The organism is Fischerella muscicola PCC 7414, from assembly GCF_000317205.1.
Taxonomy (GTDB): Bacteria; Cyanobacteriota; Cyanobacteriia; order Cyanobacteriales; family Nostocaceae; genus Fischerella; species Fischerella muscicola.
Window position 1 is genome coordinate 44,946 of the sequence record NZ_AJLK01000131.1, and the last position, 15,623, is coordinate 60,568.

The 15,623-nt window shown below is 42.8% G+C and carries 12 protein-coding genes, 2 pseudogenes and 1 riboswitch; of the genes and pseudogenes, 3 read left to right on the forward strand and 11 right to left on the reverse strand.

Annotated features, from left to right (window positions below):
* Nucleotides 1-339: 339 nt before the first annotated feature.
* The gene (locus UYI_RS0121605) at nucleotides 340-1,575 is read right to left on the reverse strand and encodes a tetratricopeptide repeat protein (protein WP_016868763.1); all 1,236 of its coding nucleotides are present in this window, start codon (nucleotides 1,573-1,575) and stop codon (nucleotides 340-342) included.
* 214 nt (nucleotides 1,576-1,789) lie between these two features.
* Nucleotides 1,790-1,874: riboswitch (Fluoride riboswitch) on the forward strand.
* A gap of 86 nt (nucleotides 1,875-1,960) precedes the next feature.
* On the opposite strand from UYI_RS0121605, the gene UYI_RS0121610 reads away from it, so the two are divergent.
* The 3 genes from UYI_RS0121610 (at nucleotide 1,961) to UYI_RS0121620 (ending at nucleotide 5,499) form a co-directional block, all read left to right on the forward strand.
* On the forward strand, nucleotides 1,961-3,592 hold the full coding sequence (locus tag UYI_RS0121610) for a cation:proton antiporter (protein WP_016868764.1): 1,632 nt from the start codon (nucleotides 1,961-1,963) through the stop codon (nucleotides 3,590-3,592).
* A gap of 24 nt (nucleotides 3,593-3,616) precedes the next feature.
* On the forward strand, nucleotides 3,617-4,030 hold the full coding sequence (crcB, locus tag UYI_RS0121615) for a fluoride efflux transporter CrcB (protein WP_016868765.1): 414 nt from the start codon (nucleotides 3,617-3,619) through the stop codon (nucleotides 4,028-4,030).
* A 653-nt stretch (nucleotides 4,031-4,683) separates the two neighbouring features.
* Complete coding sequence (locus tag UYI_RS0121620) at nucleotides 4,684-5,499, forward strand: M48 family metallopeptidase (protein WP_016868766.1); 816 nt, start codon at nucleotides 4,684-4,686, stop codon at nucleotides 5,497-5,499.
* Here UYI_RS0121620 and UYI_RS33090 read toward each other — a convergent pair.
* From UYI_RS33090 to UYI_RS39805, 10 genes and pseudogenes are all read right to left on the reverse strand, one after another.
* On the reverse strand, nucleotides 5,467-7,389 hold the full coding sequence (locus UYI_RS33090) for a hybrid sensor histidine kinase/response regulator (RefSeq protein WP_326930435.1): 1,923 nt from the start codon (nucleotides 7,387-7,389) through the stop codon (nucleotides 5,467-5,469). The genes UYI_RS0121620 and UYI_RS33090 overlap by 33 nt on opposite strands.
* Nucleotides 7,387-8,130 (reverse strand): annotated as a pseudogene (locus UYI_RS38370) (PAS domain-containing protein); the annotation flags it as partial. The pseudogene UYI_RS38370 and the gene UYI_RS33090, both read right to left, overlap by 3 nt.
* A 16-nt stretch (nucleotides 8,131-8,146) precedes the next feature.
* Nucleotides 8,147-8,410: a sensor histidine kinase gene (locus UYI_RS38375; protein ID WP_102204996.1), complete on the reverse strand. Its 264-nt coding sequence runs from the start codon at nucleotides 8,408-8,410 to the stop codon at nucleotides 8,147-8,149.
* Entirely contained in the window at nucleotides 8,328-9,215 is an 888-nt protein-coding gene (locus tag UYI_RS33095; protein WP_016868768.1) for a sensor histidine kinase, read from the reverse strand. Before UYI_RS33095 ends, UYI_RS38375 begins: the two co-directional genes overlap by 83 nt.
* Complete coding sequence (locus UYI_RS38380; RefSeq protein ID WP_016868769.1) at nucleotides 9,196-9,495, reverse strand: response regulator; 300 nt, start codon at nucleotides 9,493-9,495, stop codon at nucleotides 9,196-9,198. Before UYI_RS38380 ends, UYI_RS33095 begins: the two co-directional genes overlap by 20 nt.
* A 122-nt stretch (nucleotides 9,496-9,617) precedes the next feature.
* Nucleotides 9,618-10,067 carry a response regulator gene (locus UYI_RS0121635; protein WP_016868770.1) on the reverse strand — a complete coding sequence of 150 codons (450 nt, stop codon included), beginning with the start codon at nucleotides 10,065-10,067 and terminating at the stop codon, nucleotides 9,618-9,620.
* A gap of 223 nt (nucleotides 10,068-10,290) precedes the next feature.
* Nucleotides 10,291-10,521, reverse strand: a pseudogene (locus UYI_RS0121645) (sensor histidine kinase); the annotation flags it as partial.
* 100 nt (nucleotides 10,522-10,621) lie between these two features.
* On the reverse strand, nucleotides 10,622-12,799 hold the full coding sequence (locus UYI_RS34195) for a sensor histidine kinase (protein ID WP_016868773.1): 2,178 nt from the start codon (nucleotides 12,797-12,799) through the stop codon (nucleotides 10,622-10,624).
* A gap of 383 nt (nucleotides 12,800-13,182) precedes the next feature.
* Complete coding sequence (locus tag UYI_RS0121655; protein ID WP_016868774.1) at nucleotides 13,183-14,940, reverse strand: WD40 repeat domain-containing protein; 1,758 nt, start codon at nucleotides 14,938-14,940, stop codon at nucleotides 13,183-13,185.
* Between the two features lie 492 nt (nucleotides 14,941-15,432).
* Complete coding sequence (locus tag UYI_RS39805; RefSeq protein ID WP_258003641.1) at nucleotides 15,433-15,558, reverse strand: hypothetical protein; 126 nt, start codon at nucleotides 15,556-15,558, stop codon at nucleotides 15,433-15,435.
* Between the last annotated feature and the right edge of the window lie 65 nt (nucleotides 15,559-15,623).

Consider the following 15,623-nt stretch of genomic DNA (forward strand, 5'->3'; position numbering starts at 1 on the left):
TTAAGGTTTATATACCTTTTAAATTACTTAAATTAATCATTAATTCTTGACAAAAAATAAGTTAAATAAAGATAGCAAACTTGACAGCAAACTGCATCGGTAAAAAGAGAGAGTGACTAGGTATAGTAGGACAGCATAAATAATTAATATCAATTTCGGCTAATTGATTACGATATTATACTTCGCTTTTGGTCATTGGTTTTTCCCATTACCTATTACCAATTACCAATTACCTATTACCAGCCTACGCGACAGTATAAGTATTCAAGCAAACATGATATAAAGATTTGTAGTGAGGACTTTAGTCCTCAAAAAAAGGCTAAAACCCTTACTACAAAGTTATTGTGGAATTTGTCCCGAAAGTTTTTGAATTTGTCCAGAAAAGTAATCTTCTTCGTACTTTAATTGTTGGGCTACTTCCAACCCTTTTTGGAAAGCATTTAGTGCTTGCGGATACTCTTTGCGTTCCAAGTGCATTTTTCCGATTAGATCATAAGCATTCATCAAACCATAAAAATTCGAGGCTAATTGTTGAGTCTGTACAAGAATTTCGCTAGCTTGTAACGCCTCTTGTATTTGTCCTTGGGAACGGTAGAGCGCGATTAATTTTTGCAAAGCTTCACCTGCACGCACATATTGTTGTGATTGCCAAGCAATTGTGTAAGCTTGTTGATAGTTATTGAAAGCTTCTTGGAGAAGATTAGGATTTTCCTTTGCCAAGGATTCATAATCTGAACCGATCGCTAGTTTTAAAGCTGGTAGTTGAGTCGGATTATTCTGTCTTTGGTATATTTCTGTGAGTCGGTTGTGTATTTCTATTGCTTGCTGGGGTTGTTTCCCTTGTTCGTAAATGTAGGCTAATTTTTGCAAGTATACTAGCTCATTGACACTATCACCCCTAGCAGTAGCTAATTTTAACAACTCCCGATAAGTTGCTCCTGCTTTGCTGTAATCAAACCAACTCAGATGTACTTCCCCGATAGTCTGTAAAATTTGTACTTCTTTAGCTGTATCTTGCTGCTGTCGCGCCGCAGCTAAAACTTGCTCATAAACTTCCACTGCATTTTGAGGCGAGCGCACTTGTCGGTAAGCTAATCCTAGTGCTTGCAATAACTCTAAATCATTAGTTTTTTGAGACTGTACCTGCTTTTGAATTGCTTGTAATCGCTGAGTAATGTATTGTACCTCTGGGCGATTGCTTTTTTGATAAGCTACAGCACCCACCCTTCCTAGTGCTTGCACCTCTTTCACAGCACCCAAATATCGACGCAACCGCAGTTCCCGGTTCCAGATATCAAATGCTCCCACCTCATCACCTGCTTGCAATTTCGCCGTAGCTTGTTGATTCAACTTATCCAACTCCACCTCCAACTGTTGCTGTTCACTTACAGATAACGGCTGTTTGTCTTTGTCTGGATTCCGTGGCAACAGTGGATCGGGTGTGGTAATTTCTAAGGGTGATGGCGGAAACTCATCTGGTGGTTGAGGCTTTTTAGTAGCCGCCATAGTTAAGGAAGTGCCAAATAACCACAAAGCAGTAGTAGCAGTAATTGTCACACTTAAGCGTTTGAGCATAGTTGTTAATAGTTGATTGTTGATTGTTCATAGCCATTAGCCATATTTGACGATCATCGCTCAAAAATTCTCCTGCAAAACCAGCCCCTTCAAGGTGGGTGAAAAAAATGTAAATAAGACTTACGCACTAATCACGGAAGAATAAAACCACAGAGGCACAGAGGACACGGAGGAATAAGAGTTGGAGAGGTATTTTGCGTAAGTCCTGGTAAAGTAATAATAAGGCGATGGAGCTCGCCATAACCGCCTTTTAGTGATATTTAACACTTAATTAAAAGGCTGATGGCTCCTACTTCTCCGGCTTGCTACGGAAGAGTAGGGCTGTTTGTCTTTATCTTCCGTCAGCAAGTCACGCTTGCTCTTGATATTGTTCTCAAGCTGCGTGATGTTAGAAAGTATTCTGTGGATCTTGCTGATGGGCTTTTTCGTGGGGCAGATTGCCCGGCGGTTGCAAGCCCCTGCACTGGTAGGTATGGTTTTGGTGGGAATTATACTGGGGCCTCAAGTTGCCGATGCTATTAGCCCTAATGTACTGGCTGCGTCTGCTCCCTTACGAGCGATCGCTGTCATGGTAATTTTGATGAAGGCTGGGTTGGGGTTAGACCGAGAAAAATTGATACAGCAAGGAACAGTAGCATTACGATTAGGCTTTTTGCCTGCGGCGTGTGAAGCTTTGCTCATTGCCCTAGCTGCTATGTGGATTTTCAAGTTTGATTTTCCTACGGGACTGTTGTTAGGTTGCATTATTGGGGCAGAGTCACCCGCAGTAATTGTACCGGGAATGCTGCGGCTAAAAAGCTTGGGTTGGGGAGTTACTAAGGGGATTCCTGATGCAATTCTTACTGGCAGCGCTTTGTCAGATGTGTTACTACTGCTAGTGTTTAGTTTGTTGCTGAGCTTTTTAGTACAGGGGGCAACTTCCGGGGTGACATTGCCTTTTGGCTTCAGCTTCAGTGTGGTTCAACTGCTTCCGATTCAGATTGTTTGTCAGATTGTTTTTGGAGTTGTGCTGGGTTTCGCGACAGCGCGTCTTGTGGTTTTATTGCTGGCGAAGCAGAACTGGACTCAAAATGCAGTGCAGGATACTTTGGTTGCAGCAAGTTTGGCGTTGTTGCTGGTGGTGCTAGCAGAGAAGTTCCCCTTCTTCTCTGGCTATCTAGCAGTGATGGCGACGGGATTTTTCTTGATTGAGTTGGATGCTCCTTTAGCACGACGGTTGCGTTCTGGCTTCGACAGCTTGTGGACTGTAGCAGAAATCGTTTTGTTTGTGTTGCTAGGGGCAAGTATTCAACTACAAGTGTTAGAAAAAACTCTGCTTCCAGGATTGGTGATTCTGGTAATTGGGACGCTGATTGGACGCGCTCTCGGATGGTATTTATCTACATTGGGGAGTAACTGGAATTGGCGAGAGCGGCTGTTTTTGCTACCAGGGAACTCTGCTAAAGCCACTGTTCAAGCAGCAATTGGGGCGATTCCCTTGACACAGGGTATTCAGGGTGGAGAGACGATTCTAGCGATCGCTGCCTTATCTATCTTAGTCACTGCGCCTTTGGGAGCCTGGGCAATCCCTACCTTTGCACCCAAATTGCTAGAGCGAGGCGAAGTTGATCCAACCAAGGTAGCGATCGCTCGTCGCCTTGTGCTGCTAGCCGCCGTTGATACCTCCCCTTTAGCTAGTCAGGTGTTGACTAAAGCTGCTGATCTTGCTCGTCGTAGTGATGGTGAGGTGATTGTATTACACGTTATCCGCACAAATGATCCCAGGGGAGTAGAGCATTTGCGAGAAAAATCTCAACGACTTCTAGCAGACATTCGCCATAAGTTCATTACCATCACAGGCTCGGTTCCAGAGGAAATAGTTCGTGTTGCTCAGGAATATCGAGTTGCTGATATTGTCATTGGCAAGCGAGGACATCAACCTTGGGATGAGGTTTTAGTGGGTTCAGTTTCCCAAGCAGTCCTGGAATCAAGTCCAATTCCCGTCATCTTAGTTGAAGATGGGCGTATCCGTAAATAACCTAATTTCCTTGAACTACTTACCATGCTGCAAAATCCTGCGGTTCGTACCCCTGTTGGTATCAGTATCGGTGCAATTGCTGGCGCGCTCTCGCGTTATTATCTCGGTTTGTGGTTTACTAAGCTTTTTGGTACAGAGTTTCCCTACAGCACACTGATTATTAATGTTAGTGGATGTTTTGTCATGGGTTTTTTTACGACGCTGACACTGGGACGATTCATCGCGATTCATCCTGATATCCGGCTATTAGTGACCACAGGATTTTTAGGATCTTATACTACTTTCTCAACTTATGAGTTAGATACAGCCAAGTTGTTCCAAGAACAAAGCTTAGAAGTTGATTTGGTTTACTGGCTTGGTAGTGCTTTTTTGGCACTCCTCAGCCTGCTGTTAGGGAATGCTCTGGCTGAATTTATCCGGATCAAGGAGGAATCTTGACAATCACCACAAGCAACTCAATATTTACTTAACTCCTAACTTGCACCTCGCCCTGAGTATGCCTTGAACTTTAGTTCAAGGCTTATAGCCCAAGTCCGTTAAAACGGACTCAAATGTATATCCAGTAAACTTTAGCTTACTTGAGCTTTGAGCCAAGACATTTATTTCTTAGCGGACGAAAAAGTAGGTGCAAAATCTAAGTTAACAATGTGCTGAGTTGTAAACAATCACATCGCCCAGATCCCCGACTTTTCTCAAAAGTCGGGGATATTGTTTTTCTTGCCATAGCATTTTTGATACTAGTTAAAAGACACTTTGCGTAATTTCACTAGAGCAAAATTTTGGTAACAATTGCCCTTACTAGTGCATCTAAATATAAAAGTATCAAAGTTTGAAATCCAAATGCTTGGTTTTGGACTGTGAAATGATCATGTACTCCATTGGGCTGATGTCGGTTATCCCTCAGATAAGTTGGGTGATTTGGGGTTGTAAAATAAAGTGATTGCTGGAATTAATTATTGGTTAACTATTTTATGAAATACTCAGCAATATATAAAATTCCCAACCCAAGATAGAGGATTTTTCACGGTTTTAATTGTTTATCATATAATTAGTAAAAAATGATATACGGTTATATTATTCGAGTTGGAGAAATGAACCTCTTTCACAAACCACAAAGTACACAAAGTACACAAAGGAAGGAAGATTTTTCTCGTTTGCCTAAGAAATTAAATAAAGGTCTTTCTTTGATACTGGGTTTAGGAAGCGCTGCAAGTGTAGGATTATCTGCTCCGAAACCTGCGGAAGCGCTTCCATTTCAGGATTTAATTGTTCCGGGAATCCAATATTTTCAACTTTCTAATTTATCAACCAAGCAAAAGGTTGAATTGGGCAGTAATATACATCAACAGGTACGTGGAAATTATAGAGTTGGTACGAATGCAACTGTTACTAGAATTGGTCAAAGATTAGCACGAGTTAGTAGCTGTTCTCAAACTCCTTTTAAATTTTATGTAGTTCAAGATCCAAGCATTAATGCTTTTGCCACTACTGGTGGTTATGTTTATGTCCACACTGGTTTGATCAATGCCGCGGATAATGAAGATCAGTTGGCGTCGGTAATCGCACACGAAATCGCTCACATTTGTAATGACGATTTGGTGAAAAGACTTAGACAAACGCAGTTAGCTCAAGGTGCAGCTTCTCTTGCTGGTTTGGATAGAAGTAAGTTAGCTGCCATAGCTTATCAGTTGGCTATAGACTTACCTAACAGCCGCGAGGCTGAGTTTAACGCTGATGCTAAGGGATTGCAGTATCTGCAACAGGCTGGTTATGATCCTAATGCTATGCCTGCTTTCTTAAAGAAATTAGCGTCTCGTCCTTCTCCACCAGAGTTTTTTAGTACTCACCCAAACCCACGGGAACGGATTGCGGCTTTAGAGAGAAGAATAGCTGATAGTCGTCGTTAGGTTACTGTAGATTAATGATCGCCTGATCAGTGTGTTACGCCTAAATCCTTGCTCTCCATTAACTCTAGAATCACTGTAACTAACTCGGTTGGTTCTACTGGTTTGGCAATATGGCTCAAAGCCTGCGCTGATTGCTCGGTTTTTATCTTCTTCTCTAGCATAAGCAGTCAGAGCGATCGCTGGAATTTTTCCTCCCTGTTCTTGCTTCATCTGGCGAATTTTCCGGACTAATGTGTAACCGTCTGTTTCTGGCGTACCTATATCACTAAGCAAAACATCTGGTTTAAAGGTATGCAGTGCTTGCAGTGCTTGCTCGGCTGAAGAAACCGCCATTGGCACTGCTCCATATTCTTCTAGAGCAAAAACCAAAAATTCCCGGCTATCTAACTCATCATCAACAACAAGTACTCGTAAGCCAGCCAGAGGAAATTGGGAGATGGGGTGATGGGGTGATTGGGTGATGGGGCAATGGGGAGATGGGGCAGTAGGAAGCAGAGGTAGTCTGACTGTAAACGTGGCTCCCTGTCCTTCTCCTGGACTTTCTGCACTGACTGTCCCACCGTGTAGTTCTACTATATGGCGCGTGATTGCCAAACCTAAACCTAATCCACCATGATTTCTGGTAATCGAGCCATCAGCTTGGCGAAAATAATCAAATACGTGGGGGAGAAACTGCGGTTTGATGCCAATGCCTGTATCTTTGACTGTGATTTGGGCGTAGCGGTTTTTGTGATCGAGCGATGGGGTGGTGGGGTGGTGGGGAGAGTTTGATTCTACTTTCTCCCCATTGCCCCTAATCTCCACTCCCTTGGCGGAATGGGGACCCCGAGTTTCCCATCTCCCCATCTGCCAATCGTTGACTACTTCTAGGCGCACTTCCACCCTACCGCCATTGGGGGTAAATTTGATGGCGTTGGCAAGTAAATTCCAAACTACTTGCTGGAGGCGGCTGGCATCACCTAATACTAAGCCTACAGTCGGGTCTAATACTGATTTGATTTGAATTGATTTTGATTGAGCAGCTAAGGACATCGTATCAATTGCTGCTTCTATTGATACAGTGAGGTTAACTGGACAAACATTCAGACGTAACTTGCCTTGGAGAATGCGGGAAACATCTAGTAAGTCTCCAATGAGTTGAGTTTGCAAACGGGCATTGCGCTCGATTGTTTCTAAGGCTCGCCTGGTTGCTGCTGGTTCTAACTGGCGAGACAGTAACAATTTTGACCAACCTAGAATCGCGTTGAGAGGCGATCGCAATTCATGGGAGAGGATGGCGAGAAACTCATCTTTGACGCGATTGGCTTGTTGAGATTCTTCGTAAAGCCGGGCGTTATCAATGGCTGCTCCTACCATGTGTCCTAGTTGCGCCAAAATGTTTTCGTCTTCTTCCGTAAATTCACCCTCGTACTTATCAGAAAGCTGGATAATTCCCAAGCTTTTACCATTCACAAAAGTAACTGGTGCGGCTAGCCAGCCTCGCAGAGGAGGGTGTTTGCTTGCGGCTTTGCCAAAAGAATGCCAAGCAGGATGGGCTTCTAGTTGTGCTTGTGTCAACCTCATGGGTTGTTGGTTTTGGCAGACGATGTGATAGATACCAGAACCATCCAGAGATGCTTGGTAGTCGCGCCATTGAGCGTATTTTTTTGAGAGAGAAATCTTACTATTGGCACTTGTCCAGTTCCCATCTAGGGTAATATGTACGATCGCCATATGTGCTTCGATAATTTCCCTAGATTTGTCTGCAATCAACTGTAGCAAATTATCAAGAGATAGGGTGGAATTAATCAAAGGCGAGGCTGCTGTTAGTTGTTTGAGGCGATTGAGATATCTGCGTTCTCTTGCTTCTGCTTGTTTACGGGCAGTAATATCCATTGCAACGCCAGACATCTGCAATGGCTGACCAGATGCATCAAAACTGACTTGGCCTTTGTCATACAACCATACAATCGAGCCATCCGGGCGCAACATCCGATATTCTTACTCGTAGGGTGTGCCTTGTTCTAGGGCAGTTCTGATATTTTCTTGAAAGCGATCGCGATCTTCTGGGTGAACTAAATTTAGAGTTGCTTGAAATGAGGTAGTATAACTTTCCTCTGGCTTTAAACCGATGATTTGATCTGCATTGAGCGATCGGCGTACTTCTCCTGTTTGAATATTCCAGTTAAAGGCAATGATATTGCCAGCTTCTAAGGCAAAGCGTAAGTTTTCCTCTGAAACTCTCACTTTTTCAATAGCATTGGCATACTCTTGCCGTAATCTTTGCTTTTCCAAACTTTCACGCACGGCAATAGTTAAACGGTGTATATGATTTCGCTTCTTGAGTACGTAGTCACTCAAACCCGCTTTCATGCCTTGCACTGCTATTTCTTCGCTACCACTATCGGTAAACATAATCACTGGACAGTCTGGGTAGATGGCTTTCACTGCTGCTAACACTTGCAAGCCATTAGTCCAACGCAGTTGATAGTCAGTGATTACTATATCAAAACCACCTGTGGTCAATGCTTGTTGAAGCGAATCAGCATCGAACACACAGACAACTTCGAGATCGGCAAAACTCCGCCTCAGTTCCTGCATGACGATGAGGCGATCATTAGGATTGTCATCTACGAGGAGAATATGTAGCATTAATCGAGTTTTGCCCTTAAGCTTTGCTTAATTGTATCCAAAATCGACTGCCTTGATTTAAGCGAGACTCGACACCGACTCGACCACCCATACGTTCTACTCCTTTATTGACAATCGCCAAACCTATACCAGTGCCAGGATAGGTTTCTTCTCCGTGTAAACGCTCAAAAACACCAAAAATTTGCTGTTGATATTTTTCAGGAATTCCAATACCGTTGTCTTCTATCCACAGGCGAATAAATTGGGAGGGGGGAGTGGGAAGGTGGGGTGATGGGGTGATGGGGTGGTGGGGAGTGGGAAGGTGGGGTGATGGGGTGATGGGGAGGTGGGGTGATGCGGCTGTAGTCGAGTAAGTTTTCAATTAAGGTATTCATTAGCACCGCAGCACGGCGGATACGGTCTAAGTAATTCTGTCCACTAGCATCCAATTGAGTTCTGTAACTATCCAACAAAATCTGAGCAAATGATTCAATTGCTCGCAAAGGCGCACGCAAATCGTGAGAAACTGAGTAAGCAAATGCCTCTAGCTGGGAATTGACATCTTCTAATTCGCCTGTACGTTGTTGAACTCGTAATTCAAGAGTTTCATTGAGTTGACGCAGAGCTAATTCTGCTTGCTTAAGAGCGGTGATATCTTCAACTATGGCATCAATAACACCTTCATCGTCGTTAGTATTTAAGTATTGCGTCAAGAGTACCCATTTGGATTGCCCATCAGTTTGGGGGATGCGGATTTCTTGTGCTTTTTGTGACTTCCCTCTGCTGACTTCGGTGCTGGTAAGTAGAGGTGTTCCAGGCGGAGAAAGCTGGGAACATAGTTGGCGCAAATTTACTGCTTGCGCTTCTGTTAAATTATTTACACTTAGTAAATTCAAAAAAGCTTGGTTACTTTCTAACAAATAACCATCAAGAGTCGAGGAAAAAACCCCAACGTTAAGATTTTCAAGTAATAATTGTAACCTATTTTCTAACCGTGCTACCTGACGTCGAGCAGCTACTCGTTCCAAAGCACCCTGAACCGCGACTCGTAAGCGAACAAAGTGTCGAGGCGATTTGACGATGTAGTCATCCAGTCCAGCTTTCATCGCTGCCTACAGCAATTTCTTCGTTACCAGAGTTGGTAAACATAATTACAGGGCAATCTGGGTAACGAGATTTAATGGCTGTGAGAATTTCTAAACCATTAGTCCAACGTAGCTGGTAATCTGTGACGACAAGAGCGAAACTTTTGTTGGCGATCGCATGAAAAAATTCTTTGTGATCTGCAACTTCTGTAACTTGTAATTCTGGGATTTCTTGCTCTAGTTCCCGTCTAACGAGCAGGCGATCAGTTGGGTTATCGTCAACAATGAGAATATGTAGCACAAGTTCTATACTAAGTTATTTATAAAAGCAAAAAAGTTATATTAGCTTTCATTATATATTTTGATATAAAAGCACGAATATACATATTAGCGTTTTAATTTCGTAGTAAAATTAACAAAAAATTAAAATTCCAACAAAAGTTCTGGTGGCTCATTAATTCTTAGCCAATAGTCGCTGAAACTTTTGATCATCTCTGACAGTGCAGCAAACTTGACTGGCTTTACCAAATATGAATTAACTCCTAATTCATAAGCCTGATTTACATCTACTTTCTGTCGAGAAGAAGTCAGAATAATCACAGGCAAAAGTTTCAATTCTGGCTGCTGCTTAATCCATGCCAAAACTTCATGCCCAGAACGACGGGGTAATTTTAAGTCCAGTAAAATAATGCTTGGTAGAGGGTAACGAGTGCGATCGCCATACTCCCCTGCCCCACTCAGGTACGAAACCGCTGTATCTCCATCTTTAACAATTTGCAGTGAAATATGTGCTAATTCTTCATTGCGAAAAGCTCGTTGGATTAACAAAATGTCAGTAGGATTGTCTTCGATCAATAAAATTGTGTTTGTCATTTGTCATTGGTTGGTGGTTGTTTGTTGTTTGTTGTTTGTTGTTTGTTAGTGGTTGGTTGTTAGTTGTTTAATACTTACTCCTCACACTCCTCACACTCCTCACACTCCTCACACTCCTCACACTCCCATCACCCCACCGCCCCTAATCCCCAGAGGGGACCCCGAGTTCCCCATCACCCCACCTCCCCACCTCCCCACCTCCCCATCACCCCACCTCCTCCAACTACCTAACACTTTTTAACTGAATCCAAAATCGGCTACCTTTTCCTAATTGAGATTCAACTCCAACTAGGCCTCCCATTCGTTCGACTCCTTTGTAGACAATTGCTAATCCAATCCCTGTTCCTGGGTAAGCTTCTACTCCGTGTAAGCGTTCAAAAACGCGAAAAATACGTTTTTGATGTTCTGGAGAAATGCCAATACCGTTGTCGGCTACCCAGAGGCGAATAAATTTCGACGGAGGGGTGTTAGTTGGTTGTTGATTGTTGGTTGTTAGCTGTTGGTGAGACCAGCCCCCCAAAAAGGCGGTCTCCGTCACGTAGACACGAAGTGGCTTAAGGTAAGGGTAGGGGGACTGGCGAACCCGTAGACACGTAGTGGCTTAAGGTAAGGGTAGGGTTGGTGGTTAGTAGTTGGTGGTTGGTTGTTGATGGTTGACTATGTAGTTGTTTCCAATGCCCACTTCCCACACTCCCCCCTCTCCCTTGTCCTCCTTGTCTTCCTTGTCCTCCTAGTCCCCCTTGTCCCCTTGTCAACCTGTCCTCTTCCACTGCTTCTGCCCAGATTTGAATTTGCGGTTCTACACCGACTGCAACAAATTTTATGGCATTACTGAGTAAATTTGTTATGACTTGTATGAGCGTAGTACGATGAGCTTGTACCAAGGGCAGGGGCGATCGCACTGTGATGTTAGCGTGTGGATATTTTGGTTCGGTTGCTACTTGGCTAATGGCTTCTTCTACGACTGCGTTTAAATCTACAGGTTGCAGCTTTAATTCGGCACGACTAAGGCGGCTGTATGCTAGTAAGTCTTCGATCAGTTCTTCTAATTGTTCACTTGAATTAATGATATGTTGGGCATATTCCCGACCAAGTTCATCAAGTTGATTGCCATAGTCTTCTAACAGTGCCTCAGATAATCCCTGCATTCCCCGCAGGGGCGCACGCAAATCATGAGCGACAGAATAAGCAAAACCTTCTAGTTCCTCGTTAGCTTCTTGTAGCTGGGCTGTGCGTTCTGCTACTCGTTGTTCTAGGGTAGCGTTAAGTTGGAGAATTTCTGCTTCTGCTTGCTTGCGTTCTGTAATATCAATAGCTGTACTAATTACTAAGCTTCTACCATCAGAGAGTTTACCTAAAGGAGCAGAATAAAATTCCCAAATTCGTGTTTTGCCGGTGGCTGTGGTAATTGTGTACTCACCTTCAGATATTCTTTTGTCTAATTTGTGCAATCGCTCAATGTCGTCTCTTACTAGGACTTTGCGATTACCGTAGGCTTTTTCTGTCCAATCCTCAATTGTGGAAATGTCTGAATGAGTGTAGCCTGTGAGTTCTTCCCAAGTGTGATTTATTTGTAATACCTCTCCGTCTTCGGTATGAAGCATAATTGGCAATGGGGCATCAAGTACAGCACGCCGGAACCGTTCTTCACTTTGTTGGATTACTAATTCTGCCTGCTTTTGTTGTGTAATATCAGTATGGATGCCTACCCACTCGCGGATTTCCCCGTTGTCATCTAAAACGGGTACAGCCCGGACATTAAAGTATCGATAGGAACCATCGGCTACCTGAACGCGATGCTCATTTTCATAAACACTCTTGGTGGCGATCGCATTTCGCCACGATTGTAAGGCTTGCTCTCGCTCTTCGGGGTGAATGACTCCCAAAAAGCCGCTGTTTTTGAATTCTGCTTCATTTTGCCCTGTGAGCGATCGCCAAGAGGGGATATCTTCAACTATTTCTCCTTGGGCATTTGTTGTCCAAACTGCTTGGGCGGTGGCAGTTACTAAGGAACGATAACGGGCTTCGCTTTGCCTAATTTGTTGCTGTTCTTGTTGTAGCTGCATCAGCAGTTGATTCTGTTTGTCTGCTTCTTGCTGACGCTGAAATATATCTCGCCTGATCAAATAATATATGGCTGCCAACAACAGTAAACTGACACAGGTAGCAATGGTGAAAGTGAATACTGTTCGGCGAATGCTGGCTTGAGATTCTTTTATCCTCTGGCTTAAAAGCTGATTTTCCTTGGCTTGCATCTGGGCTATTTTTTGCCGGATCTCATCCATCGTTTGCTTGCCTTTGTCGGTTTCCACTACTCGCAAGGCAGCAGCCAAACTCTGCTGTCGTCGCAAATCGATGGTTCGTTGCGAGATCGCCAGTCTAACAGCAATTAACTTTTCTAATTCTTGAATTCGTGCCTGTTGTTGGGGATTATCGGCAGTCAGTCGCCGTAATCTACCCAATTGTTCATTGATATGAGCGATCGCTGTTTGATAAGGTTCTAAATATTTTTCTTTTCCTGTCAACAGATAACCGCGCTGTCCGGTTTCTGCGTCTTTTATAGTTGACAGGGTTTTTTCCAATTCAGTTAAAACCTGGTATGTATGGCTTACCCACTGCTCATTTTCAATGATTTTCCGAGTATTGTGATAAGAGATGACTGCATTGGCAACTAGCAGTATCAACCCTACACCTAACCCAATAGTGAGTTGCTGAAGCAATGGGCGTTTCATAAGCACAGGTGAATCAGGGAGTGAAAACAGATGGATACAAAAACAGTTTAGCTAGAACTGAAGCTTGAAAATGGGTGTAGTAGTTCACCAAATTGATTTTGATCGGTTAGCCAGATCCCCGACTTTTTAAAAAAGTCGGGGATCTGACTCCTCACAAAGAGTTAAAACTTATGTGGTCGAGTAGTAGGGGCAATAAGGTTTGGTTAAGGGGGAAAGGGCAAAGGGTAAAGGAGGAAAAATAAGCATTTTCCCCTTTTTCCTTTAAACTTTTCCCTACTCTTGCAAAAGGTACTTTTGCAAGAGGTCTAGTAAACGAACACCGATGCACACTGATGCACACAGATGGATTATGAGTTTGCTGCTGGGTTAATCCCCGATCCCCTTCAACTTCGTTGCCAAATTTTAATCGTCTTATCCAAACTCCCACTTACTAAAATTTCTCCAGAAGTACTAAATGCTACTGCTGTTACTGTGTGATGATGACCAGTAAACGTACCGAGTAATTCACCCGTTTGTAAGTGCCATAATTTAATTGTTTTGTCGGCGCTACCACTGGCAATTGTTTGTCCATCGGGACTCAGGGCGATCGCATGAACTCCATCTCTATGTCCTTTGAGGGTATGTAGCAATTCTCCTGTCTCTAGTTGCCAAATTTTTATGGTTTTATCCCGACTCCCACTGACAAGAATTTTGCGATCGCTACTCATCGCTAAAGAACACACAATATGACTATGCCCTGTCAGAGTATTTAACAATTGGGCATTGGGAGTTTTACCCTCTTGTTGGCAAACTCGCCATACCTTAATTTTGCGGTAACTGCCTGTAACTAAAATTTCTCCGTCTTGGCTCAAAGCTAGAGAATGAGCAGCAGTATCATCCAAAGAGAGGGCAACTATAACGCGGCGTTGCATTAAGTCCCAAAAGCAAATTGTTCTGTCGTCTCCTCCTGTTGCCAACAGGCGTCCGTCTGGAGTAAAAGCAACACAGCGCACCATGCCATTGTGTTTGTGCAGAATATCGATCAAATCCCTGGCACCGACATGCCACATCTTAATCGTAGAGTCTGCACCTGCACTGACTAAAGTATGCCCGTCTGGACTAAAAGCAAGGGCGTTTACTTCATCTACTAGTCCAGACAACATCCAGGGATGCTCAGATAAAGTACCTACTAGTTCTCCCTTTGTCAAATCCCACAATTTTGTTTCTCCGCGACTTCCACTGGCTACTAAAGTAGAATTGCTGCTATTTTTGCTTCCCGGATAGAATGCAAGACAGTTTATGCCTCTACTATGCCCTTTGAGTGTTTGCCAACATTCCCAATCGCCGATTATGGCTTTAAGAGGATGTTCTGGTGGCACAGTTTGAGTTTTTTCTGGCACAAACGTTTCATCAAATAATGATGGCGTCTCTTGTTTGCTTATGCCTGTTGCTAAATACCAACTCAATCCACCCGCATACAGCAAGTTACTGGGGGATACATAAATTTTTGGTTCACTAAATTCAATTTGATTTGTTGGTAAAAAGCCAGTAACTATTGCTTGTTTCTCGTAACCTCTCTCACCATTAAATGGATAAAACAAACAGACAAAAATCAATACTCTGTAATCTCTTAAATCTTCTTGAGTGACTGACCATTTAATTTTATCTTTTTTAATTCCATTAAAACTTTCTCCATCAGCCACACAAACAAGAATTTTATTTCTCGGATTGTCGACTAATAAATAAGGAAATTTGCTTTCACCTCGTAAATTTCCTTCATCATCTAAAACCATACTTTTTACAGCATCTTGTGGTAATTTTTTCACAGATTTACCCAAGCGTTGAAACATGACTTGATCAACTATTTGCTCTCGCAAAATATAATCTTCTACTTGCTGTTGAAAGTATGCTGAAAAGGGTATATTCCAATCGGAAAATTCTGGATAATCAGGTGGTGTGGGAGGTGGATTTTTACCAAGAATTTCTGCTTGTTGGCAAGCAACTGTCAACATTTTTTCCAGTGCTTCGCCCGAAAATGCCATGATTTCAGTGTGGCAACCTCTAACTTGAGTTTCCAGCAAAGATACGTCATGAGTTCTTGGTTTTTTCACCCGTTGAAGGAAATCAGCTTGTTGAGCTTTGAGTAAGCTAATCCAATCCATCGAAAACCTCGCAAGGGTACTGCAACCTTATAGCGCCAGCAATTAGTTGTGCAGAGAATTTGAATGAAATCAGAAGGAAGAATAAATCATAAATAAGCAAGTTCCATAACTTTAGTTATGAAATTTGAAATAGATTTTTTGTTATTCCATGAATCTAATAACTTGATATTATCAATCAAATTAATTTTCTCCACAAAAATAATCACGATTTGTATCTCCAGGTAACTTAATTAAAGATCGGTATATGGCACCCCTTGAAGGTTAAATTTTAATCTGTCAATTTGGACACAGGCTTTTCGATGCTAATTCATAAAAAAACTACTGCATATCTACGTTAGGCTATACTGAGCCAACAGTTCAAGTTGATTAACTAGAGTTAACAACTAGTCAATCATATTATTGGTATGCATGGACAAACACAACTACTCACCAGACATTGATATCGTAGGTGACAAATTCCGGCTAAATGAGAAGAAATTAGCTGATAGCAGTTTATTCTACCGAACCAGGAAAAGAAAATACTGTTAGCACAGAAGCAGTTGCCCTTGGAAAAATGGTGAGACGCGATCGCTTGATTTTACTTTGACCTGAGGGGAGTGCGATCGGACATTGGATCACTATTCACAAAATAGGGCATCGTCGAGATATTTATAATTAATTTTGCATAATGCGATCGCATATAT